Genomic DNA, 21,243 nt, shown 5'->3' on the forward strand with positions numbered 1-21,243 from the left:
CCATTGAAACCTGTCATCTAATTAAAAATACAACCAACTAAAAATATGATGCTTGTTTTACTTAGCCTTTAGTGCTTTACTCCTAATTTTCGTATTTTTTTGGCAAGATATTTCATAGTCTCTCCTGAAGGCTCTTCATATTGGGTGCTCCATGGCTTGGATGGTTCTGGGATAATTGAGTTTTCGCTCTGTCATCCCTCCGCGGTTTTATCTTTGTCAACAACATATTAGGAATTAATAACCTCGGAGCGGTAGCAGAACGGTAGAAATAATGTGATAAAAAAGAAAAAAGCTGCGGAGCTGCGACAGATTCTGTATAGATTTCTTTAATTCTGGCTTGTCCAGGTTAGGGTATGTCGCAAAATGAACTTAGCTTGAGGTCTCAAGAATGGCGGATCATAACCCGCCAACCCTGACTCGTATGCCTTCTGTCTATGCGACTTGGGCACTTTTATCTAACCTCTAAAAATATATAGTATGCAGTACCACGGTAACCTAATAAAAATGTCGAGCAAGCTTGATGGGAAAATTGTTTCCTATGCGCTCACTTTGGGTGAGAATGAAATTGATATGACTCAATTGTTGGATAAAACCATAAAGTTGACATATCAAAACAAGATTAACTGCATAAAGTGTGGGAAGGAGACAAAGAAATCCTTCGGACAAGGATTTTGTTATTCGTGTTTTATTACGGCACCCGAAGCTGATGAGTGCGTGTTGCGTCCGGAGCGGTGCAAAGCTCATTTAGGCATTTCCAGGGATATGAAGTGGGCAGAAGAACATTGCTTAAAACCCCATATTGTTTATCTGGCCGTAAGTGGTGGATTGAAGGTGGGCGTTACCCGCCTTTCACAGGTGCCCACCCGATGGATAGACCAGGGAGCAGAACGGGCTGTGCGGATATGCGAGGTTCCCAATAGGCACATTGCCGGGGTGATTGAAAAGTATCTGATGAATCATTTTGGGGATAAAACCAACTGGAAAAAGATGGTTACCAATGAATCTCTTCCGGAGATCGATCTTCTTTCCGAAAAGCAAAAAACAATCGGACTTCTTCCTAATGAATTAAAGAAATACGCTTTGTCAGAGGATGAAAAAGTATTTGAGTTTTCTTATCCGGTAAATGAATGGCCTCAAAACCCGGGGCAGCATGATTTTGATAAAAAAGTTGAAATAAATGGAAAACTTACAGGTATCCGTGGACAATATTTATTTCTTGACAGAGAAAAAGTTTTGAATGTGCGCCGATTCTCGGGGTATAAAATTCAACTGAGTTCGGACTAAACAATATATTATTTCTTTATATAAGAATCCTGATTACAGGCTGTTATCAGGCGTCTCCTTTCCGGTTTTTAATGTTCTTTGTAAAAAATTGGGTTTTAAAAAGAAACCAAACTCAAGTAAATACGTAGCAATGTGATATAAAATCATATTGTATCTGCATGGAGATTCAGTACTATTTATTTTGGGTTAACTGAAGTTTCAAGCGAGTTTGTGATTGTGTTTTCCGGAAATTCCGGTAATTGGGTTACTTTGAACTTAAATTTATTAAAACGAAATGAGAAAGTTTTACTTGATGTTGGCTTTGTTAATAACAATGCCAGTTTTGATGCAGGGCCAGGTGGCGAAGTATAAGGCGGTTTTTACTCTCAACTTTATTCGCTATATTGGTTGGCCCGAAGCTGCACGTCAGGGAGATTTTGTGATTGGGGTGTTGCAGGACTCTGATATTGCAAGACGAATTAGCCAGCAGACCGGAGGGAAAAAGTTTGGATTTCAGGATGTTGTGGTCAAGGAGTTTAACTCGCTGGAGGAGGTCACCGATTGTCAGGTGCTTTTTATCTCGGATAGTTTTAGTCTCTCACGCAATGCCACTCAAATCAAGCAGAAACTGGGTAATAACTCACTGATTGTGACCGAAAGTGAAGGTGCAACGGAATACGGGGCAATGATTAATTTTGTGGTGAGGAATGAAGTTCTTAAGTTTGAGATTCATAAAGGAAACGCCTCAGGTAATGGGCTCCAGATTAGTTCGCGGCTGGAAAACATGTCTTCGGCTATTGTATTGTAATGAATTTTTTTTTGTAAAGTTACTATAAGCCCCGGATTGACGTGTTAGTGCCAGTCCAGGGATTTTTGTTGGCTTAGCTGACAATTACCCGGGGGTCTATGAAAAAGGTTAGTTCATGAAACTGAAGTACAATGTAAACATTGCCCAAAAGCTGATATTCGGTTTTGGGCTTATTCTGGTAGTCATTCTTATAAACGCTGTTCTTACACTCGGGACATTGACGCGCAGTAAAAATCTTACCAACGGCGTTACCAGCGTATATTCTCCCACTACGGAAATGCTTGGTGATTTGGAAATGATGGTTACTCAGACCAAAATGTTGATTAAAAACTGGGTGTACATCGATCGCCAGGCAGATACTCCTGATAAAGTACGGCTGAGAACTATTCACCAGGAAGATTTTCCACAACTAAAAGAAGAGTTGCTTGAACTTTCTGAAGAATGGAACAATCAGGCCGACCAGGAAGTACTGAATACTGCGTTTCATGAAATGGACTCTCTTTTTGTTATGCACCGGACTATCATGGAGTTGCTTAGCACTTTTGAAGCCTATGACGACCCGATGGTTACTTTTGAGGTGGAACCAATGGTTGTTGAAGGAGGAGATGTTATTCAGCTGAGCGACCAGATTATCGAAAGGGTCTCCGCCCTTGGAACCAAATATCTGGCTAAATATGAAGCATCCTTGCAAGACATGAACGATAACTTCACCTGGTTCACCTGGTTTACCGCATTGATGAGTATCATTCTAATAGCGGCATCTCTGATAATAGGTTTCGTTCTTTATACGACCATCGTAAAACCCTTGTCGAAAGGTGTTTCATTTGCACAGGCATTTGGGAAAGGAGACCTTACTGCTAAAGTGGATATTAACCAAACTGATGAGATTGGTATTCTTGCCAGAGAGCTTGGGTCAATGGCTTTGAGTCTTAAAAATACTGTAGTAACTATTAAGCAAAATGCTCTTGACCTGGTGCATTCCAGTAAAAACCTTCGCGATAGTTCTCAACAACTGTCACGTGGTTCTGCCGATCAGGCCGCTTCCGCCGAAGAGGTGTCAACTTCTATAGAAGAGATGGTTGCCAATATTGACCAAAATACTGATAATGCCATTCAGACGGAGAAGATTACTGTTGAAACAGCCAAAGAGGTGAATGTGACCAACCAGCTTTCTGCCGAAGCAGTAAAAGCAATGCAGGACATCTCGGAGCGAATCTCGGTTATTAGTGATATTGCGTTTCAAACCAATATTCTTGCTCTTAATGCTGCTGTTGAGGCAGCTCGTGCCGGTGAGCATGGACGCGGGTTCTCTGTTGTTGCAGCTGAAGTTCGCAAACTGGCAGAGAAGAGTAAAGTGGCCGCCGACGATATCGTGACGTTAGTATCCAAAGGTCTTAAAGTTTCGAAAGAGGCCGGTGAGAAATCCAAAATGCTGGTTCCTGATATTGAGAAAACCACCCAATTAATTAAAGAAATTGCTGCAGCCAGTATGGAGCAAAAGACCGGTGCCGATCAAATTAACCAGGCAATGCAGCAGCTTAATATGATTACGCAGGAAAATGCTTCTTCTTCTGATATGCTTACCACCAGTTCAGAGCAATTATCAGACCTTGCTGCCAATCTCCAGAAAGCCGTGGAAATTTTCAAAATTGGAGAAGAGGTTAATGTAAAAGCTTCAAAAATTGAGGTTCCCAAAGAGCCTTATAAAGAGAAAGAAACAAAGAAGAGGCCCTCTTCCGGCACTAAAGGAGATATTTCTTCAAAAAAAGGTGAAGGGAAAACCGGAAGTACTCAAAAACCAAATATTGGCAATTTGGGGCGTGAGTTTGATCTGGACAATTACGAGAAGTTTTGATTGTTGAGACTGGTATTTATCCGAACGGAATGCGATATAGGTTTTGCAAATAGAAATGGTTGTTTCCGTTCATGTGAGTCTTATTAGAGCAATAACTTAGAATATTTTTTACTCATGAAAGATGATAATTTTCAAGTCCAGGTGAAAAATGCTGACGATTCCTTAGAGGTTATTTTTAATGGTCAGTTAACCATTAATTACATCCAGAAAATAAAAGATTCCGTTGGGGAACAGATTGATTTTTCTAAAGACATTTTCGTTGTTGTGGACAATCCTGATAATCTGGATATTACTTTCTTACAGCTTTTACAATCATTGAAAAAAACAGCAGAATTGAATAAAAGGCAATTCTCTGTGAAAACAACACTCCCTAACGAATTGGAAAGCCTTGTTTCCAATTCCGGATTTTCCGATTTGTTAAATAGTAACCCTGTAAATAATTAATAAAATGGCAAAAACAGTTCTTATAGTTGATGACTCCGAAAGTATTCGGGAAGTCGTGAATTTTACACTTCAAAATGAAGGATATGATGTATTAGTTGGCGTTGATGGCGATGATGCACTCCAGTATCTGGATGGCCGCCCTATTGATATTATTATCACCGACTTGCACATGCCTAATCTTGATGGACTGGGATTAATAAGGAAAGTTCGGGAAATGGATGGATATAAACATATTCCTATTTTATTTCTCACCACCGAATCGCAGGCTGCCAAGAAGATGGAAGCCAAGCAGGCAGGAGCCACCGGATGGATTATTAAACCATTTGTACCCGCTAAGTTGTTGAGTGCTATTTCCAGAGTACTACGTTAATTGGAAACTCCTCTAACCCGGGGATTTTCTGTAATTCAGCAGTTCACAGGCAACGCTGATTCTTTAATTAAAACCAACCCTATGGAAGACCAACTTGAAATAATTAAGCAAACATTTATTTCAAACAGCGTGGATAAACTTTTGGGCCTGAAAGATAAGTTTGTCGATACTGAGAAATCCAATCCTGACCCTGTGGCCGAAGAACTGGCCAATGATGTATTTATGGTTATGCATGGCATTTCCGGCACTGCTCCGATGGTTGGACTTGAAAATCTTGCTCCGCTCTCCAGGAAACTTGAGATTGTTTTCGATAAAATTCGGAAAGGGGAAAAAGAGTTTTCTGAACAAATAAAGATACAGACAGTCAGAGGGATAGATGCCATTATAGATGAATTAAGGTTTTAATCCGAAAAACGGCTCTTTGATATGTTTCTCATTTTAAAGTGAAATATATTGCGTGCGAAATGGCAAAAGAACATTATGATAGATAAATTTAAAGCCAAGTTTGTTGAGGAATCTCTGGACAATGTTAATGATCTGGAAGAGGCTCTTTTTGCGCTCGAGAATGATATGCAGAGTAAAGATCTGATTGAACGCATTTTCCGGGCCATGCACTCTCTTAAAGGGGGCGGTGCCATGTTCGGGTTCAACCATTTGAGCGACTTTACTCATCATCTGGAGAATATTTTTGATAAAGTCCGAAATAACAAACTTGAGGTGACTCCCGATTTGATTTCGTTGACCTTTACTGCGGTTGATGAAATAAAATTTCTTCTGCAAAAAGGAGATCTTACTGAAAAAGATGACCTGGATGCCTACCGTGCTTTTATGGCCAAAATTCAGGACTTTTCAGAGAGCGGGGGAAATATCCGGGCCGCTGCTACTACTGCAGAAGTTACTCCTGCAGTAGCAGAAGGTGAGAATACTTATTTGATCTCTTTTGTTCCCCGTGAGGAGCTTCTACAAAATGGAACCAATCCTTTGTTTCTGCTTGATGATCTACACGCCCTCGGAGAGGGATATAGTATTGTCTATACACACAAAGTTCCCTCTTTTGAACCGTTGGAGCCCGAAAGCAATTATTGCCTCTGGCAAATACTTCTGACCACGACAGAATCTTTGAATGAAATAAAGGACGTTTTTATTTTCGTGGAAGATGAATGTGACTTATCTGTTGATGAGGTCTGTAATGGGGGTTTTGAAATCAACCCCGATATTAAAAAATTAATCAGCAATGCCAGGAATTCTAACTCCTTAATTAAAGTAAGCGACCTTAAAATTCTACTTAAAAAGGAAGAGTCTGCTGCTGACGAAGCTGAGAGAACAGAAAAAGAAGATAAAGACCAAAAGAAAAAGAAGCAGTTTAAGGAGCATAAAATCTCTAGTATCAGGGTCGCATCCCTGAAAATTGATGAACTTGTTAACCTTGTTAGTGAGCTTGTGACCGTACAGGCACAGTTGAGCGTATATGCCGAGAAAAAAGGTGAGAGTGATATCCTGGCTCTGGCGGAGAATGTTCAGAAATTATCACGCCAGTTGCGAGACAATGCATTCGAAATCAGCCTTATTCCTATGCAGAGCGAGCTAATGCGTTTTCAACGTTTGGTACGTGACCTGTCCAAGGATTTGGGAAAAGAGATTGATTTTGTTATTGAAGGTGGAGATATTGAACTTGATAAAAATATTATTGAGCATCTCACAGATCCATTATTGCATATTTTGCGAAATTCGGTTGACCACGGGATTGAAATGCCCGACGAACGTGTGGCTGCCGGAAAGTCGCCAAAAGGAAATATCTATTTTAAAGCTTACCACGCCGGAGCCAATGTGCTGATTGAAGTTACTGATGACGGTAAGGGAATTAACGTAGATGACATCAGGAAGAAGGCCGTTGCCAAGGGAATAATTGACGATTCTGCGGAGCTCTCTGACAAAGAAATTCTCAACCTCGTTTTTATGAGCGGCTTTTCAACACGCGAATCTGTTTCTGATGTTTCGGGGCGTGGTGTTGGAATGGACGTGGTTCGAAAAAAGATATCCGAGATACGGGGTGAAGTTTCTATTGCTTCGGAGGAAGGTCAGGGAACTACCATTACCCTGCGTTTGCCCCTTACGCTATCTATTATTGACGGTCTGCTTGTTCGGGTAGCCAAAAATCAATACGTGGTTCCAATTTCATCCATCGAAAAGATTTTTGCGTTGACCAAGGGACAGTTGAAAAATTCCTTTAATAAAGTGGTTGTTATCGACAACGAACAAATCCCGTATGTTGATATGCGGGATGTTTTTAAAGAGGAAAAAGCAGAAGTTGAGGTTCCTCAGATGATTCTCGTTAAACATGCCGACAAACGGTTGGGCTTGCTGGTTGATGAAGTGCTTGGAGAATATCAGACTGTTGTGAAACCGCTGGGGCGTTATCTCAAAACTCATGAAGTCGTTTCAGGAGCATCCATTCTCGGAGATGGAACCATCTCTTTGGTGATTGATACCAATCGTGTGTTGCAATTGAGCTCGTCCGGTAAGTTTAAAGGAAAGAAAAAGGAAGAACTTTAATTTTTGGAAATTATGTTGGAAAACAGCTATAATACCCTTTTATCTTTCAAGGTTCATGATGAATTCTTTGCTCTGGATGCAATGAGAGTTAATCATATCCTTGAAGTACCGGAGATTACCAGGATTCCTAATACGCCTGATTTTATGGTAGGAGTACTTAATTTGCACGGTAACATTATTCCTGTTGTGGATTTGAGACTGATGATGGGGTTCGGGAATCCCGATTTTACCAATGACACAGCAGTTGTCGTCATAAACCCGGAGGAACAACAGGATAGTAGTCTGGGCCTTATTGTGGATATGGTCAAGGAGGTTGTTGAAACAGAAGGATTGGAAATAAAACCAACCGTGGCCGACAAGGAAGAAAGTATGCTGAGGAATTTTCATGGGACTTTTTCAATGGATGGTCAATTTGTTCATATTATTGATATTGAAGAACTGGTTGCTGCGGCGGAAATGTGGTCTTAATTAAGCGACTGCGATCATAGTAAAACTTAAATGAGTGTGGTTTAAAAAGGTATACTTTTGTTACAATCGAGTCTTTAAAATTTTTGCTTCGGAATAAAATGGTAGTTAATTACGGCTCAGGAATTTTTAACAACGATGTGTTTGACATTAAAAATGCTTTTTAGTCCGGGCTTTTAAAACAAATAGAGATAAATGAATTCATATCTGACTTTTAAAGTGATTGATGAGGTTTTTGCTGTTCATGTTTCTCATGTGATGGAAATCAGAGAATATGAAAAGCCTAAACCCGTGCCGCAGAAGGTAGATTTTATTGCCGGTTTACTTGAATTCCGCGACGAAATAATCCCGCTGATCAATACCGGACTTAAATTTAACCTGGGACCTGTCGAGGCATCACAAAGTTCTGTAATTGTGATTCTGAACTTGAATAAAGAAGGCGAAGCGGATAATTACAGGGTTGCTATCATGGCCGATGCGGTATCGGATGTAATTGAAGTCGAAGACAATGAATTAAAGACTATCCGCCATGAGTACAAGCCAGGGTATGTCGCCGGAACTTATAGTAAAGATAATGCGTTTGTTTTTGTTTTGGACTCTGACAAAGTATTTACCAGGAATGAAGTTATTGAAATGGATAAAATATTATCAGCAGCCAAAGAGCAATAGATCTTTTTATTGGAGTGGAAAATAAAACAGGAAATAAGGGGTTTGATTGCTTTAAAGCGGAATTGTCTGAAAAAGATTTTCAGGCTTTTAGCAAGTATATTTTTAACGAGTATGGTATAAAAATGCCTCCTGTTAAACGTATTATGCTGCAAGGTCGTCTGCTTAAAAGAATACGGGAACTTAAAATGAACTCTTATTCTGAATATAAAGAGTATTTCTTTAGTAAAGAGGGACAGGAGCGGGAGTTACTGAATTTTTTGAATGTGGTTACCACCAATAAGACCGATTTTTACAGGGAACCGGTTCATTTTGCTTTCCTGAAAGATCATGTGCTCCCCGATTTTGCTGATTCCACTGGGTTTAGCAGGCCCTTTAAGGTGTGGAGCGCCGGCTCCTCCAGCGGAGAGGAAGGATACACGATTGCAGTTGCACTGAATGAGTTTAAGTTGGCCAATCCGCGCTTCAGATATGAAATTTTGGGTACCGATATCTCAAGCCAGATGCTTCAGACCGCTGCACGTGGTGTTTACAAAGAGTCCAAAATAGATATGGTGCCCATTGATTTGAAGCGAAGATATTTTTTGAAAAGTAAAGACAGGATGAATCCTACTGTTAGAGTCGTGCCTGAATTACAGACCAATCTCAAACTGAGGTATCTTAATCTCATGGATTCGGTTTATGATGTGAGTGAAACCTTTGATGTGATTTTCTGTAGAAACGTATTGATTTACTTCGACAGAGTAACACAGGAAAAGGTAATAAACCGTTTGTGCCGACATTTAAGTCCAGACGGCTATTTTTTTATTGGTCATTCTGAATCACTTTCAGGGATGGATGTGCCGTTGGAACATGTGAAGCCAACAATTTTTAAGCGCCGTTAATCCAAGAGGAAAATACACGGCTGATGGAATACGATGATTTTCAATATATTTGTGCTTGAATTTCTGGGTTTTTAACATTTGAGATTGGTTTTCAACAGGAAGAAGAAACATAAAATACGATGACGCTATAATTATTGCATTATGACAAACATTACTGACAGACAGTTAATAAAGGAGATTCGGGAAAAAATGAACGAGCGCAAGAAGTTCGAACAGGAGGTTCAGCTGCTTACTCGTGAATTGCAGGAAGTTACCAATAAATTGCGGGAATCCGAATCCCTTAAAAGCCATTTTATATCAAATATTTCCAATGAGATTGTCAACCCATTTACGTCCATTCTGGGATTGTCCAAATCTATTCTTTCAGTGGAAAAGAATGACTGGAAAAAGGTGGTATCAATGGTTGCTCTTATTCATAGCGAAGCTTTCAATCTTGATTTTCAGTTGCGGAACATCTTTGTTGCTGCCAAAATTGAAGCAGGAGAGATTATGCCCAATATTTCCAAGGTGAATGTGCGGGGAATTATCCAGAGTATCATTGAGGCATTTAATTTGGTGGCTCGAAAAATGGGCATTCAAATTGAGTTTGAGTGGCTGATTGAATATGGATTTGGAAAAAACTTTTACTTCAAAACTGATAGTGAAAAGATTAAGCTGATCCTTAGCAACCTGCTGAACAATGCACTTAAGTATAGCTATAAAGATAGTAAAGTAATTATCAAGGTTTGGGCAGATGAGGAGAAACTAAGTTTGTCTGTTCAGGACTTTGGAACAGGAATTTCAGAAAAAAACCAAAAAATCATTTTTGAGCGTTTTAAACGACTCGATACCGGAATCAACTCTATTAACCGGGGACACGGCCTGGGGCTTTCAATTACAAAAGCTCTCCTTGATGTGTTGGGTGGTGAGATAGATATTAAGAGCCAAAAAGGTGAAGGTTCTACCTTTATCATTCATATGCCTGAAGCAAAGAATGTTGTTGATGGTTTTAGCGGCGAAGGAAATGACCTCTTTTTTGATGATGGTGATGAGATTTTTTAAGGTTTTTATTTAATGGAGCAATATTCACAACATTTTTTATATCCATCCACCTTATTTGCCAGTAAAGAGCCCTATGTGGTAAAGACCATTCTTGGCTCCTGTGTGGCGATATGTTTGTGGGATCCCGTTAACCGGATTGGGGGCATTAATCATTATATGCTTCCCAGTTGGAATGGTAACGACCTGGCATCTCCCAAATATGGAAATATCGCCATCGATAAGTTGTTGGAGAAAATGAGTCAACTGGGGGCACGTCGAGAAAACCTGAAAGCCAAAATATTTGGAGGAGGGGAACTCATTAATAGCGGTGCCAACGGAACTCTTATCGGAGAAAGAAATATCAGGGTGGCCAGGTTAATACTGGAAGAGAAGAAAATCCCTGTTGTAGCATCCAGTACAGGGGGCCGAAAAGGACGAAAAATCCTCTTTTTTACCGATATCGGTGAGGTAAGGCATAAATTTCTGGATAAAAAAGCACAATAATATTTTCTTTGTTTTAGTTCTATGAGTAAGAATATCAGGGTACTTATTGTGGATGACTCGGCGGTGGTTCGTCAGAGTCTTTCTGCTATTCTGGAGTCTGATCCGCATATTGAGGTTATGGGCACCGCCGCTGATCCTCTTATCGCGGTTAAGAAGATAATGAAAGAAGTCCCGGATGTGATCACCCTGGATATTGAAATGCCACGGATGGATGGGCTTACATTTCTGCGAAAAATAATGTCGCAGCATCCAATTCCGGTAGTGGTTATTTCCTCTCTTACCACCGAAGGAACCGAAACTGCAATGAAGGCTTTGGAATATGGGGCCTCCGAGATTATTGGTAAGCCTGCCATGAATGCAGCCCAGTTTATCAACGAATCTAAAATTATTTTGTGTGATGCCGTGAAAGCTGCGTCTCAGGCTAAGCTCACGCGGCTTAAGATTAGTCACACCCCTCAGGTTGACTGGGTGGCACCGAAATTTTCTGCTGATGTCATTCTGCAAAAAAGCACATCGTATAAAAAAATCATCAGTACCGAAAAAATCATTGTATTGGGTGCTTCTACCGGAGGAACTGAAGCCATTCGGTTATTTCTAAAAAGCTTACCCGCCAAAATGCCCGGTATTGCTATTGTTCAGCACATGCCCGAAAGCTTTACCCGTTCTTTTGCCAATAGCCTGAACAATTTGTGTGAGTTGGAGGTGAAAGAAGCAGAAAACGGAGACCGGCTTTATCAGGGGCGCGTCTTAATTGCACCTGGCAATTTCCACATGCTGTTAAAAAGAACCGGCAAAGAATATTCTGTAGAGGTTCGTGAAGGGCCGCTGGTTAATCGCCACAGACCCTCTGTGGATGTTTTGTTCCGGTCGGCAGCCCGTTATGCCGGCCAGAATGCCATGGGGATTTTACTCACCGGAATGGGGAACGATGGCGCTAAAGGTCTTTTGGAAATGAAAGAAGCCGGAGGTTCCACAATTGCCCAGGATGAAGCTTCATCGGTTGTTTTTGGAATGCCACGCGAGGCCATTAAACTTGGAGCAGCAAAGGAGGTTTTAGCGATTGAAAAAATGGCCCCATATCTTTTAAAGAATTTTATTTGATTTGCCCTGAAACAGAAACAATGGATGTTTGATATAACCTTTTTCTTTATGGTTCGTTAACACCTTTAATAATTGAGGTTGACTGAAAACAATATTTATCAGATGAAGAAGACCGATTATAAACGCATATTGTCAAAGTATTCTCTTCGCGGGTTTGCCCTGGGGTTAATACTTGCTGCTATTGTTTTTTTGTTAAGTTTCGATGCAGAGATTTTTCAGCATTACGGAGGCGGGTTTGGAAATCTGCTGGCTCTAATGCCCGGTCTTTGGCTCGTTCTGCTGTTTCCTTTTCTCTTTGCAATCATTGGGTATCAGGTGGCCAATGTTTTTGTGCGTTCTATTCGGAAACAAAATAAACGGATCAAGAGAGAAGCCGGAAAAACGAAAATGGTTTTGGGCTTTATTGATAGTCTGCGCCAGGGAAATCTGGAAGAATCTTTGCCCGATAATCAGAGACGGGATGCGCTTACTAAAGCCCTCATAAAATTGAGGGAGTTTATGGTTCAGAGTAAAAAAGACCAGGAACAGCGACGCCTGGAGGAAGAGCAAAGAACCTGGGTGACCCAGGGATTGGCTCAATTTGCCGAGCTGTTGAGAAAGAACAACGACAACCTGGAGGAACTCTCTTACAATATTATTCACTACCTGGTCAATTATATGAATATTAACCAGGGAGGTGTTTTTCTGCTGAATCAACCCACCAGCGGAGATGAGAAATATTTCGAAATGACTGCCTGTGTTGCCTATGAGCGCAAAAAATTTGCAGATAAGGTTATTGGATGGGGCGAGGGCCTGGTTGGCCGTTGTGCTTTGGAAAAAAGCACCATTTATATGACCGACGTTCCGGAAGATTATGTGAATATTACTTCCGGACTTGGAGAAGCAACTCCTAAGGCTGTTTTGTTGGTACCGCTCAAAGCAAATGAAGAAATATATGGTGTTATTGAGCTGGCTTCGTTTCATGCTTTTGAGCAATTTGAAATCGAGTTTGTGGAAAAGCTTGGCGAGAGTATTGCATTGACCATTTCTACGGTCAAAACCAATATGAAGACCTCGAAACTGCTTAAAGAGACCCAGATTCAGGCCGAGAAAATGGCCCAACAAGAAGAGGAACTTCGTCAGAACCTGGAGGAGATGAAAGCAACCCAGGAAGAGAGCGAACGTCAGGCCCTTGAAATGCAGGGAATTCTAGATGCCATTGATCATGCGGCTATCAGTTGTGAATTTGAAACCGACGGTACACTAATTTCGGTGAATCACAACTTCCTGAGTACATTCAAATATCGTCCCGAAGAAATTGAAGACCAGAACCTTAGAATCTTCTTCTTTAAAGAGGATGTGGGCGAACTGGACAAAATACTTGCACAGCTTCAGGAAGGGCAAAACTTCCGTGGGAGGGTTCGGAGAAGAACCAAACTGGGTGAAGAAATTTATTTGCTTACCACCTATTCTCCTGTTGTGGATAATGACGGGGAAATCATGAAAATTTTAAGCCTCGAAAATGATGTCACCGAGCAGGTGCAGATGGAGGAAGCCCTTAAACGTTCGAAAGATGAGCTGGGTGTTATGCTTGAAGAGGCCCGGAATGAAGTGAAAGGTCACTTTAAGGAAATTGAGTCAGTGAAAATCAGGAATGAGAAAACCCTGGAGGGGGCTTTGGATGCCATCATAACCACTAATAAAGAAGGAATGTTGGAGTTTTTCAATGCTGCTGCCGAGAAATTATGGGGATATAACCGCAGCGAAGTTCTGGGAGAGCATGTTTCCAATTTATTCTCGAAAGATGCAGTGAAAAACGACACATTTGTGTCTGCTTTTGTTAATTCTAATGGCAGTAAAGTGATTGGAGAGCGTAAGGAGGTTCCTATTCTCAACAAATACGGGGAAGAAGTGCCGGTTTTGTTTCTTCTTTCCGATGCAGAAGTGGGTGACGATCATTCTTATACTGCATTTATTCAGAATGTTGAGGTAGAACTCTTTTAAATAGATGAGGTTGAATAGTTGTGGCGTAATGACATATAAAGAATATCTACAGGTGCTGAAAGAGCATTCTCCGTATGATTTTTTGGATTATTCGGATAACTCCATATTCAGAAGAATTGAGAAAGTGATGCGGGACCACGAGCTTACCCTTGAGGAGCTTTGTGAGAAAACCCGAAAAGAAAAGACCTTTGTGGAGGAGGTGGTGGAAGCCATCACTGTGAATACCACCGAATTGTTTCGCGATCCGGCTGTTTGGAAATATCTTTTCGAAAAAAACTTACCATCGTTAAACAACAATAGCTTTATAAACATTTGGCATGCCGGCTGTTCTACCGGACAAGAAGTGTACTCTCTTCTTATTCTGTTTAACGAACTGGGTTTGCTGGACAAGGTTCGGGTTTTTGCTACCGATATTAGTCATAAGGCGTTGGAGATAGCACGGAAGGGCGTTTATCAGAATCAGATCGATCGGGGATGTATTGATAATTTTAATTCCGTGTTTGATATTCCATCCGGAGATAACACAACCTTCCTGAAGTATTTTGAGGTTGATGAAAAGCACGACAGAATTATTGTAAAGCCTTTTTTAAAAGAGAACATTAAATTTATCCGCCATGATTTGGTGAAGAATGAGGTGCCTTTTTACAATAAGATTGATGTGATTTTTTGCCGGAATGTATTGATATATTTTAATGTGAAGCTCCAGAATCGTATTGTTCAGCGGTTTTATGATGGATTATACAACAACGGAATGCTTGTTTTAGGAGCCCATGAAGGGTTGAGCGGATTTTTTAAAACCAAGTTTGACCGGCATGGACCAATATATAAGAAAAGCAATGTGTTTCATTTGCGGTATTGAACAAAACATGTTTTTACATGGGGGTTACGTTAGGTATTAATGAGTTAAAAGCCGTCACCAGTGAGATGGCCCGGTACGAAAATATGGATTATACCGGATTGTCGTTTTCTTTCCTGAAAAGGCGACTAGCCTATGTTTTTGATAAACTGAAGGTGAGAAAACTGGTCGCTTTTTCTGAGCGGTTAAAGAATAATGACTTTCGGGATGATGTGAAGTATTATATGGCTGTGAAGGTTACCGAGATGTTTCGTGATCCCGGGTTTTGGAGGTCTGTACGTCACAATCTTTTTCCGGTTTTGGGGAAGGAATTTAATGTCTGGTTCCCGGATACATCTTCCGGAGAGGAGCTTTTTTCTTTTTTAGTGTTGCTGAAGGAAAACGAACTGATAGATTCTGTAAAGATTATTTGTCAACATCCGTCGGAAAAACTCTGTAATGAGGTCTCCGAAGGATTGTTGGAGGTTAAGGATGAAGAGTTGAATCACAGTAATTACAAACGACTGGAGGAGCATGATAGATTCGAAACCTATTTTAAGGAGGAGAACGGGAGACTGAATTTTGATAAGGCTTTGCTGAAAAATTGTCATTTCCGCATTGGAGCTCCCGGAGTTGCTCAAGATGATGAAGTGTTTGATTTCATAGTGTTTCGGAATTCCGGCATCAATTACGCTTATAGCAGACATGAGGAATTGTTCAAAAATATTGTGGAACATATACGACCTGGCGGCTTTTTGGCAATAGGTGTGAAAGAAACCATTCCGGAAAACCTCAGTGATTTTCTGATTGTGGTAGATAAAAAGGAGAGTATTTTTAGAAAAGCCGGGAAGAAAAATGAGTAAAAGCATGGAAATATCCGACCGGAAATTTAAAGTAGTGGTCATTGGAGGTTCGGCAGGCAGTTTTTCAATTGTTTCGAAAATCCTGTCCCAGTTAAATCCCGGATTTCCTGTGCCTCTTGTTCTGTGTCTTCACCGGTTAAAACATGTGAGGTCAGGATTGGTAGAAGGTTTAAATCTGAAATCGAAAATTCCCGTGATGGAGCCTTTCGATAAAGAGAAGTTGAAACCGGGCGTTGCAATGCTCGCTCCTTCCAACTATCATCTGTTTGTTGAGTTCGACAGCACCATATCCTTGTCCACCGAAGATGTACATAACCACAGCCGCCCTTCAATTGATTATGCCTACTCTTCTGCGGCCTATGCTTTTCGAGAAAAAACACTTGGCATCATTCTGACAGGAGCCAATAAAGATGGAGCAAAAGGGTTAAAAGATATTGGAGATAAAAAAGGTTACACAATTGTTCAGGACCCTGCAACATGCGATGTGGAAACAATGCCACAGGCTGCTTTGAAGTTGTTCGAACCCGATGAGATATTAACCCCTGATGAGATTGTAAAAGTCTTAAATAGTCTTGTTGGGTAAAAAAATGTTGTTTTATGAGCAGGTTTAATTTCAATAATAATGCATTTCAGAAGTACTTGTTTCTCCTTGGAGGAATTGCTTTTGGGCTGTCGCTGCTCAAAAATATTTTTCTGGAACAGAATCCCGGCATCATTTTTTATCTGATGGAGCTTCTGTCTTTCATTTTTTTTCTGGCCGCTTTTTTTGTGAGCGACAAAAACAATCAACAATTAAGGTCTGTCAATGATATTCAAAAGAATAAATATGAAGAAGAGCGGAAATGGATGAATCAGAAAATCGATAAACTGCAGGAGATTGTAACAGCTTACGAGAAAAAGGAGAATGAGGCAACCCGCTTTGCTTCCTATCAGGAAAAAGTATTGCAACAGCTGACAAATATAAAAGATTCAGGAAAGAACAAACATAAGTTACTGTACTCTTTAGGTGAATTATTTCATGGAATGGCGGTAATTCTATATAAAAAAGAGGAACCGGGAGGCCGGTTTAACGTAGAAGCATCTTACGGACTGGCTGAAGATGCCCCTGTTGCCGGATTTATTTCAGGCGAGGGGCTTCACGGACAGGCTGTTGTGGACGGTGTTGCTGTTGTGGTTGGAGATATTCCCGAAAGTTACATTGAAGTGGAAACAGCACTTGGGAAAAGCGATAATTATTATCTGTATTTGTTGCCGGTAATGAAAGAAAACGAATGTAACCGCCTGCTGGAGATACTAACATTTAAAGAGAGTCGAATTAAAGAAATGTGGCCGGAGGTAATGGAGAATCTTGTGAAAAGAGGAATTTTTTAACAGGGGAAAAATAACCGGGTTTTATCGGGTAAAGCAGAAACAAAAGGAATGGGATTTTACAAAAAAGTACAAAAAGCAATCAAAAAGTGGTTTTTTACGGGCGTGTTGTCTGTAAAAGACCAGCTGTATTTGCTTATTTTTATTTTTCTGTTTTTGCTTCTTTCATGGGGCGGCTTTTTGTCTATTCAACACCGAATCTTCAGTTTTAGCAATGTCTTTTATCTGCATTCCTGGTGGTTGGTGTGGATCGTGGATTTGTTGATTATTGCTGTTCCTCTGGCAGTAATATTTGTGCGTAACTATATTAATATTCATACTGCTGAATACCGGAATCAAATTAATGGTCTGCAAAAGCAGATTGAGCATAACATCGAACTGGCCGGTAAACTTAGAGACCGTGGTGATGTTTCCGAAGAGGACAATCGGGAAGATCAATTGTCGTCAGTTCTTCTGGAACTTGGGAAGAACCTGAGGACTGCGCGACTCCGCGAGGATGAAGAAAACTATATATCAAGGGGGAAAGAGCAAATGTCCGATTTGCTGCGTACCCATCATGCATTGGCAGAACTGACGCCGGATGTGTTAAAGGCACTGATAGATTACATGGGAGGCATTCAGGGTGCTTTCTATTTGCTGGAGGGGGATGTGTTGAAGCGAAGTGCTATGCATGCCTACAACAGACGCAGGTATGAATACCATGAGTTTAAAATAGGAAAAGGTCTTGTAGGTGCTTCAGCTTACGAGAAACAAATTATTTACCGAACCGAAATTCCGGATGATTACTGGTCCGTTACGTCAGGAATTATTGGAGAGAAAAAGCCCAGAGCCATCTTGATTATTCCTCTGCTTCAGGAGGAAGAACTACAAGGCGTAGTAGAAATAGCTTTCCTGAAAGATGGTCTGGGAAATAAGCATCTTTCCTATGCCGAAGAGGTAGCTGAAACCATTGGTCAGACCATTTATAATCTTAAAATTACCACCCGTACCGAAAAGTTACTACAGGAATCTCAAAGCCTCACCAAAACACTCCAGGAAAATGAGGAGCAGCTGAGGGAGAATGCCCGGGAAATGCTTGATACTCAGGAAGAACTGGAAAAATCTAACCAGATGCTTGAGACTCAGGTACAGGAAGTAGCTCATGCTCAGAAACGATTGGAAGCACTGCTGACCAATGCATCTGAATTTATCTCTATTTACAATGAAAACCAGGAGCTTGTATTTGAGAGCCCTTCTGTTAAGCGCATTCTAGGGTATGACGATAATGATGAGATTACGGGAATGAATCCTGACCTTCTGACGCCAAGAGGATATCGTACCATCAATAATTTGTTCCAGTATTTGCTGGAAACCCCGGGTGGAGAGCAAATTGCTCAATACACCTATTTGAGGAAAAATGGAGAAAAACTGTTTCTCGAAACAAAAGGGAAGAACCTGTTGCACGACCCGGCTATCAAAGGAATTATCTTTAACACCCAGGATATTACGGAAAGAAAACGCGCCGAAAAAGAAGAGCAGATGAAATCGCGCATGCAGAGTTTGTCGGAAAACAGTCCCGATATGATTATGCGTGTGAATATGATGGGTAAGCTGGTTTATGTTAACCCCGCGGTGGCGGAGTTTGTACAAATACCGGCCAATGATATTATAAAGAAAAGAGTCAGCGAATTGGAGATTGACGTCAGATTTGTTGAGTATGTGGAGGAAACGCTGGAGGCCATAAAAAGTGAGCAGGATACCATTATTTCAGAAGTAAAGATAGAGGTAGCAGGTGACGAGCGCATCATGGAAATTAAGGGAATTCCCGAGCTTAATGATGAGGCGGAATTAGAGTCTGTTTTGTTTGTGTCGCACGACATGACCGAGTTTAAGAAGATTGAGGCCGATATAAAAGATAAGAACAAGAAAATATCGGACAGTATCAATTACGCACAACGAATTCAAAGTTCCCTGCTTCCTGATACCAATTATTTGCAGAACTATTTTCCACGTTCTTTTATTTTTTACCGCCCAAAAGATGTAGTTAGTGGAGACTTCCCCTGGTTTCTCGAAAAAGACGGAATTCTTTATGTGGCGGCCGTTGATTGTACAGGCCACGGGGTGCCGGGCGCACTACTGTCTTTTATCGGATATTTCCTCCTGAATAATATCGTAAGTGCCGATCCGCATTTGTCTTCTGCGGAAATAATGGAACAACTTCATCAGGAAGTACGTAAAGCATTAAAACAGGATCAGGAAGGTTCTAACGGACGCGATGGAATGGACATTGCTTTTTGTAAGGTGGAGAAGGATAAAAAAGTTCTGGACTACTGTGGAGCACACCGTCCCCTGTTCCTGGTAAGGGAAGGTGAATTGCTGGAGTATCAGGGAACCAGAAAAGGAATTGGAGGAGCACCACTGCCCCGAAAAAAAGAGAAAGAGTTTGAAAATCATGTTATAGATTATCAGGACGGAGACAAAGTATTTATCTTTTCTGATGGTCTGCCTGACCAACTTGGAGGCCCGGACAGGAAGAAATTCCAGCCCCGCCGAATGCGCGAAGCACTGACCATGGATGCAAGTTACACCATGGCTCATTACGGACGCTATTTCCCAAAAGTTTTTTATGAATGGATGGGCGAGGAAAAACAAGTTGACGATGTTTTATTGATAGGAATTGAATTGTAATTATCTTTACATTTTTAAAGACTTCATACGCTATGAGCAGAGAAATTGAAAGCCATCGTTTTCTGGATTTTGCATACCAGCTTTACAAAACGATGAAAACAAATGAGATTAACCTTGTTTATGAAGGGGAAGTAACACAGGACATTACCAAGACCTTTACTTCTCTGACAGAAAGAAATATGGCTAAGTCAGAGGAATCGAATCAGGTTCAGAGAAAGGTGTTTAATGTGATGGTAGAATGCTTACAGAATATAAGTAAGCATGCCGACACCCTTTCGGACGATGATGAGGAAGAACGCCGTGGCATTGTGATGGTCAGCAGGGGAGATGAGAGTTACAAAATTATTACAGGCAATGTAATCCGGAATACCAAGGTGCCCAGTCTTAAAGAGAGTCTGGAACATATTAACAGTCTGGATAAAGCAGGTCTTTCGTCGCTCTATAAGCAGCAGATCGTGGAAAGTACAATCTCCGAAAAAGGGGGCGCCGGTCTTGGACTGATTGATATTGCCAAAAAAACAGGCAGTAAGCTATCCTATCAGTTCAAAGAGCTTAACGAAGAAGTCTCCTTCTTTATTCTTACTTCTACCATTAACAGAAACAGATAAAAAGTATATATATGGACGTGATAAACATACAGGGAACCGACGATACCCCTAACGTTATTCTGGACAAAGCAAGTGGCCAATTCGAGATTTCTGGCCGATCGTTGCCCGAGGACGTAAACATGTTTTACGAGCCTATCCTCGACTGGATTGACCAATACGCGGAAGATGCCAATGATCATACTGAGTTCAATTTCAAACTGGAATACTTCAATACTGCCTCTTCAAAGGTTATTCTAGATATTCTGCTGAAGTTTGAAGAAATCGTGGAGAATGGGAAAGAAGTTGTCATTAAATGGCACTACCACGAAGACGAGGAGGATATGCTGGAAGCCGGTGAGGAATATTCGGACATTGTAGATATTCCATTTGATTACGTACTTTATACCGATTAGTTCTCAGTTTACTAACCCACCTTTACAACTGTTCGATGAGTGAAGAAATTCTAAAAGCATTAATGCAGCTGTTTGGGCTTATTGCCAAGCAGGATGGGGGTGTTGAATCTAACGAAACTGAATACGTCAGAATATTTCTGGAGCAACAGCTCAATGCTGAAGCGGTGGAAGAATATTATGCATTGTTTCTGAAGCACTCGACCGATCAAAAGGGTGGTAAGGATGATGAGGAGGGTAAGGTTCGTCTTACCTCAATGAAGGACTCGGTTAGAATTCTGGGTATCTGCAAAAAAATTAATAAGCAGCTTAACCGGGAACAAAAAGTGGTCGTGCTGGTTCGTCTATACGAACTGGTCAATGCCGATCATAAATTTACCGAACAACGCATGGCCATTATTAATACGGTGGCCGATGTGTTTAGATTGCCCCGCAACGAAATTTCGCACATCGAAAATTTCGTGATAAACAACGATGCCGCAAAGCTCGATTTTGATGAGCTTATGATGGTTCGTGGTGAAGATCCCGGACTGGAAATGGCCCGGTTTATTCATGCACCCGGGCTCAACGGTTCAATTATTATTTTGCGGGTGAAAA

22 protein-coding genes are annotated in these 21,243 nt (G+C 40.9%); all 22 read left to right on the top strand.

The features are described from left to right. Positions 1–504: 504 nt before the first annotated feature. Positions 505–1,284, top strand: coding sequence for a DUF2797 domain-containing protein (locus QZZ43_RS02480; protein WP_291855924.1), 780 nt, complete (start codon positions 505–507; stop codon positions 1,282–1,284). 274 nt (positions 1,285–1,558) lie between these two features. Next, a complete protein-coding gene (locus QZZ43_RS02485; protein WP_291855926.1) occupies positions 1,559–2,071 on the top strand; it encodes a YfiR family protein in 513 nt (170 codons plus the stop codon). Between the two features lie 115 nt (positions 2,072–2,186). After that, positions 2,187–3,926: a methyl-accepting chemotaxis protein gene (locus tag QZZ43_RS02490; protein WP_291855928.1), complete on the top strand. Its 1,740-nt coding sequence runs from the start codon at positions 2,187–2,189 to the stop codon at positions 3,924–3,926. 114 nt (positions 3,927–4,040) lie between these two features. After that, positions 4,041–4,370, top strand: coding sequence for a hypothetical protein (locus tag QZZ43_RS02495; RefSeq protein ID WP_291855929.1), 330 nt, complete (start codon positions 4,041–4,043; stop codon positions 4,368–4,370). A 4-nt stretch (positions 4,371–4,374) separates the two neighbouring features. Next, positions 4,375–4,740, top strand: a complete 366-nt coding sequence (locus tag QZZ43_RS02500) for a response regulator (RefSeq protein ID WP_291855931.1) — start codon at positions 4,375–4,377, stop codon at positions 4,738–4,740. Positions 4,741–4,821: 81 nt separating this feature from the next. Then, a complete protein-coding gene (locus tag QZZ43_RS02505) occupies positions 4,822–5,145 on the top strand; it encodes an Hpt domain-containing protein (protein WP_291855933.1) in 324 nt (107 codons plus the stop codon). A 75-nt stretch (positions 5,146–5,220) separates the two neighbouring features. Beyond that, positions 5,221–7,293: a chemotaxis protein CheA gene (locus QZZ43_RS02510; protein WP_291855935.1), complete on the top strand. Its 2,073-nt coding sequence runs from the start codon at positions 5,221–5,223 to the stop codon at positions 7,291–7,293. A gap of 12 nt (positions 7,294–7,305) precedes the next feature. After that, a complete protein-coding gene (locus QZZ43_RS02515; protein ID WP_291855962.1) occupies positions 7,306–7,761 on the top strand; it encodes a chemotaxis protein CheW in 456 nt (151 codons plus the stop codon). A 192-nt stretch (positions 7,762–7,953) separates the two neighbouring features. Continuing rightward, positions 7,954–8,427 (top strand): chemotaxis protein CheW, encoded by a 474-nt coding sequence (locus QZZ43_RS02520; RefSeq protein WP_291855936.1) that lies wholly within the window; start codon positions 7,954–7,956, stop codon positions 8,425–8,427. 14 nt (positions 8,428–8,441) lie between these two features. After that, positions 8,442–9,308 (top strand): CheR family methyltransferase, encoded by an 867-nt coding sequence (locus QZZ43_RS02525; protein ID WP_291855938.1) that lies wholly within the window; start codon positions 8,442–8,444, stop codon positions 9,306–9,308. A gap of 141 nt (positions 9,309–9,449) precedes the next feature. Then, entirely contained in the window at positions 9,450–10,349 is a 900-nt protein-coding gene (locus QZZ43_RS02530) for a sensor histidine kinase KdpD (protein WP_291855940.1), read from the top strand. A gap of 12 nt (positions 10,350–10,361) precedes the next feature. Next, positions 10,362–10,832 carry a chemotaxis protein CheD gene (locus QZZ43_RS02535; protein WP_291855942.1) on the top strand — a complete coding sequence of 157 codons (471 nt, stop codon included), beginning with the start codon at positions 10,362–10,364 and terminating at the stop codon, positions 10,830–10,832. Between the two features lie 21 nt (positions 10,833–10,853). Next, a complete protein-coding gene (locus QZZ43_RS02540) occupies positions 10,854–11,933 on the top strand; it encodes a chemotaxis response regulator protein-glutamate methylesterase (protein ID WP_291855944.1) in 1,080 nt (359 codons plus the stop codon). 102 nt (positions 11,934–12,035) lie between these two features. Next, positions 12,036–13,916, top strand: coding sequence for a PAS domain S-box protein (locus QZZ43_RS02545; protein ID WP_291855946.1), 1,881 nt, complete (start codon positions 12,036–12,038; stop codon positions 13,914–13,916). A 28-nt stretch (positions 13,917–13,944) separates the two neighbouring features. Further along, positions 13,945–14,775: a protein-glutamate O-methyltransferase CheR gene (locus tag QZZ43_RS02550; RefSeq protein WP_291855947.1), complete on the top strand. Its 831-nt coding sequence runs from the start codon at positions 13,945–13,947 to the stop codon at positions 14,773–14,775. Positions 14,776–14,792: 17 nt separating this feature from the next. Continuing rightward, the gene (locus tag QZZ43_RS02555) at positions 14,793–15,614 is read left to right on the top strand and encodes a CheR family methyltransferase (protein ID WP_291855949.1); all 822 of its coding nucleotides are present in this window, start codon (positions 14,793–14,795) and stop codon (positions 15,612–15,614) included. Beyond that, positions 15,607–16,197 carry a chemotaxis protein CheB gene (locus QZZ43_RS02560; protein WP_291855951.1) on the top strand — a complete coding sequence of 197 codons (591 nt, stop codon included), beginning with the start codon at positions 15,607–15,609 and terminating at the stop codon, positions 16,195–16,197. The genes QZZ43_RS02555 and QZZ43_RS02560 overlap by 8 nt, the downstream gene beginning before the upstream one ends. Positions 16,198–16,211: 14 nt before the next feature. Then, complete coding sequence (locus tag QZZ43_RS02565) at positions 16,212–16,985, top strand: GAF domain-containing protein (protein WP_291855952.1); 774 nt, start codon at positions 16,212–16,214, stop codon at positions 16,983–16,985. A 48-nt stretch (positions 16,986–17,033) separates the two neighbouring features. Beyond that, a complete protein-coding gene (locus QZZ43_RS02570) occupies positions 17,034–19,649 on the top strand; it encodes a PAS domain S-box protein (protein WP_291855953.1) in 2,616 nt (871 codons plus the stop codon). A gap of 32 nt (positions 19,650–19,681) precedes the next feature. Next, a complete protein-coding gene (locus tag QZZ43_RS02575; protein ID WP_291855955.1) occupies positions 19,682–20,257 on the top strand; it encodes a SiaB family protein kinase in 576 nt (191 codons plus the stop codon). Between the two features lie 11 nt (positions 20,258–20,268). Beyond that, positions 20,269–20,649, top strand: coding sequence for a DUF1987 domain-containing protein (locus QZZ43_RS02580; RefSeq protein ID WP_291855958.1), 381 nt, complete (start codon positions 20,269–20,271; stop codon positions 20,647–20,649). 35 nt (positions 20,650–20,684) lie between these two features. Then, a partial coding sequence (locus QZZ43_RS02585) for a TerB family tellurite resistance protein (protein WP_291855960.1) occupies positions 20,685–21,243 on the top strand: 559 nt, incomplete at its 3' end.

This window comes from Marinilabilia sp. (genome assembly GCF_016278715.1).
Classification (GTDB): Bacteria; Bacteroidota; Bacteroidia; order Bacteroidales; family Marinilabiliaceae; genus Marinilabilia.

Excerpts from the sequence above, each read along its gene's own strand:
- QZZ43_RS02480 (WP_291855924.1), top strand. The coding sequence starts at position 505 with ATGTCGAGCAAGCTTGATGGGAAAATTGTTTCCTATGCGCTCACTTTG.
- QZZ43_RS02485 (WP_291855926.1), top strand. The coding sequence starts at position 1,559 with ATGAGAAAGTTTTACTTGATGTTGGCTTTGTTAATAACAATGCCAGTT.
- QZZ43_RS02490 (WP_291855928.1), top strand. The coding sequence starts at position 2,187 with ATGAAACTGAAGTACAATGTAAACATTGCCCAAAAGCTGATATTCGGT.
- QZZ43_RS02495 (WP_291855929.1), top strand. The coding sequence starts at position 4,041 with ATGAAAGATGATAATTTTCAAGTCCAGGTGAAAAATGCTGACGATTCC.
- QZZ43_RS02500 (WP_291855931.1), top strand. The coding sequence starts at position 4,375 with ATGGCAAAAACAGTTCTTATAGTTGATGACTCCGAAAGTATTCGGGAA.
- QZZ43_RS02505 (WP_291855933.1), top strand. The coding sequence starts at position 4,822 with ATGGAAGACCAACTTGAAATAATTAAGCAAACATTTATTTCAAACAGC.
- QZZ43_RS02510 (WP_291855935.1), top strand. The coding sequence starts at position 5,221 with ATGATAGATAAATTTAAAGCCAAGTTTGTTGAGGAATCTCTGGACAAT.
- QZZ43_RS02515 (WP_291855962.1), top strand. The coding sequence starts at position 7,306 with ATGTTGGAAAACAGCTATAATACCCTTTTATCTTTCAAGGTTCATGAT.
- QZZ43_RS02520 (WP_291855936.1), top strand. The coding sequence starts at position 7,954 with ATGAATTCATATCTGACTTTTAAAGTGATTGATGAGGTTTTTGCTGTT.
- QZZ43_RS02530 (WP_291855940.1), top strand. The coding sequence starts at position 9,450 with ATGACAAACATTACTGACAGACAGTTAATAAAGGAGATTCGGGAAAAA.
- QZZ43_RS02535 (WP_291855942.1), top strand. The coding sequence starts at position 10,362 with ATGGAGCAATATTCACAACATTTTTTATATCCATCCACCTTATTTGCC.
- QZZ43_RS02540 (WP_291855944.1), top strand. The coding sequence starts at position 10,854 with ATGAGTAAGAATATCAGGGTACTTATTGTGGATGACTCGGCGGTGGTT.
- QZZ43_RS02545 (WP_291855946.1), top strand. The coding sequence starts at position 12,036 with ATGAAGAAGACCGATTATAAACGCATATTGTCAAAGTATTCTCTTCGC.
- QZZ43_RS02550 (WP_291855947.1), top strand. The coding sequence starts at position 13,945 with ATGACATATAAAGAATATCTACAGGTGCTGAAAGAGCATTCTCCGTAT.
- QZZ43_RS02555 (WP_291855949.1), top strand. The coding sequence starts at position 14,793 with ATGGGGGTTACGTTAGGTATTAATGAGTTAAAAGCCGTCACCAGTGAG.
- QZZ43_RS02560 (WP_291855951.1), top strand. The coding sequence starts at position 15,607 with ATGAGTAAAAGCATGGAAATATCCGACCGGAAATTTAAAGTAGTGGTC.
- QZZ43_RS02565 (WP_291855952.1), top strand. The coding sequence starts at position 16,212 with ATGAGCAGGTTTAATTTCAATAATAATGCATTTCAGAAGTACTTGTTT.
- QZZ43_RS02570 (WP_291855953.1), top strand. The coding sequence starts at position 17,034 with ATGGGATTTTACAAAAAAGTACAAAAAGCAATCAAAAAGTGGTTTTTT.
- QZZ43_RS02575 (WP_291855955.1), top strand. The coding sequence starts at position 19,682 with ATGAGCAGAGAAATTGAAAGCCATCGTTTTCTGGATTTTGCATACCAG.
- QZZ43_RS02580 (WP_291855958.1), top strand. The coding sequence starts at position 20,269 with ATGGACGTGATAAACATACAGGGAACCGACGATACCCCTAACGTTATT.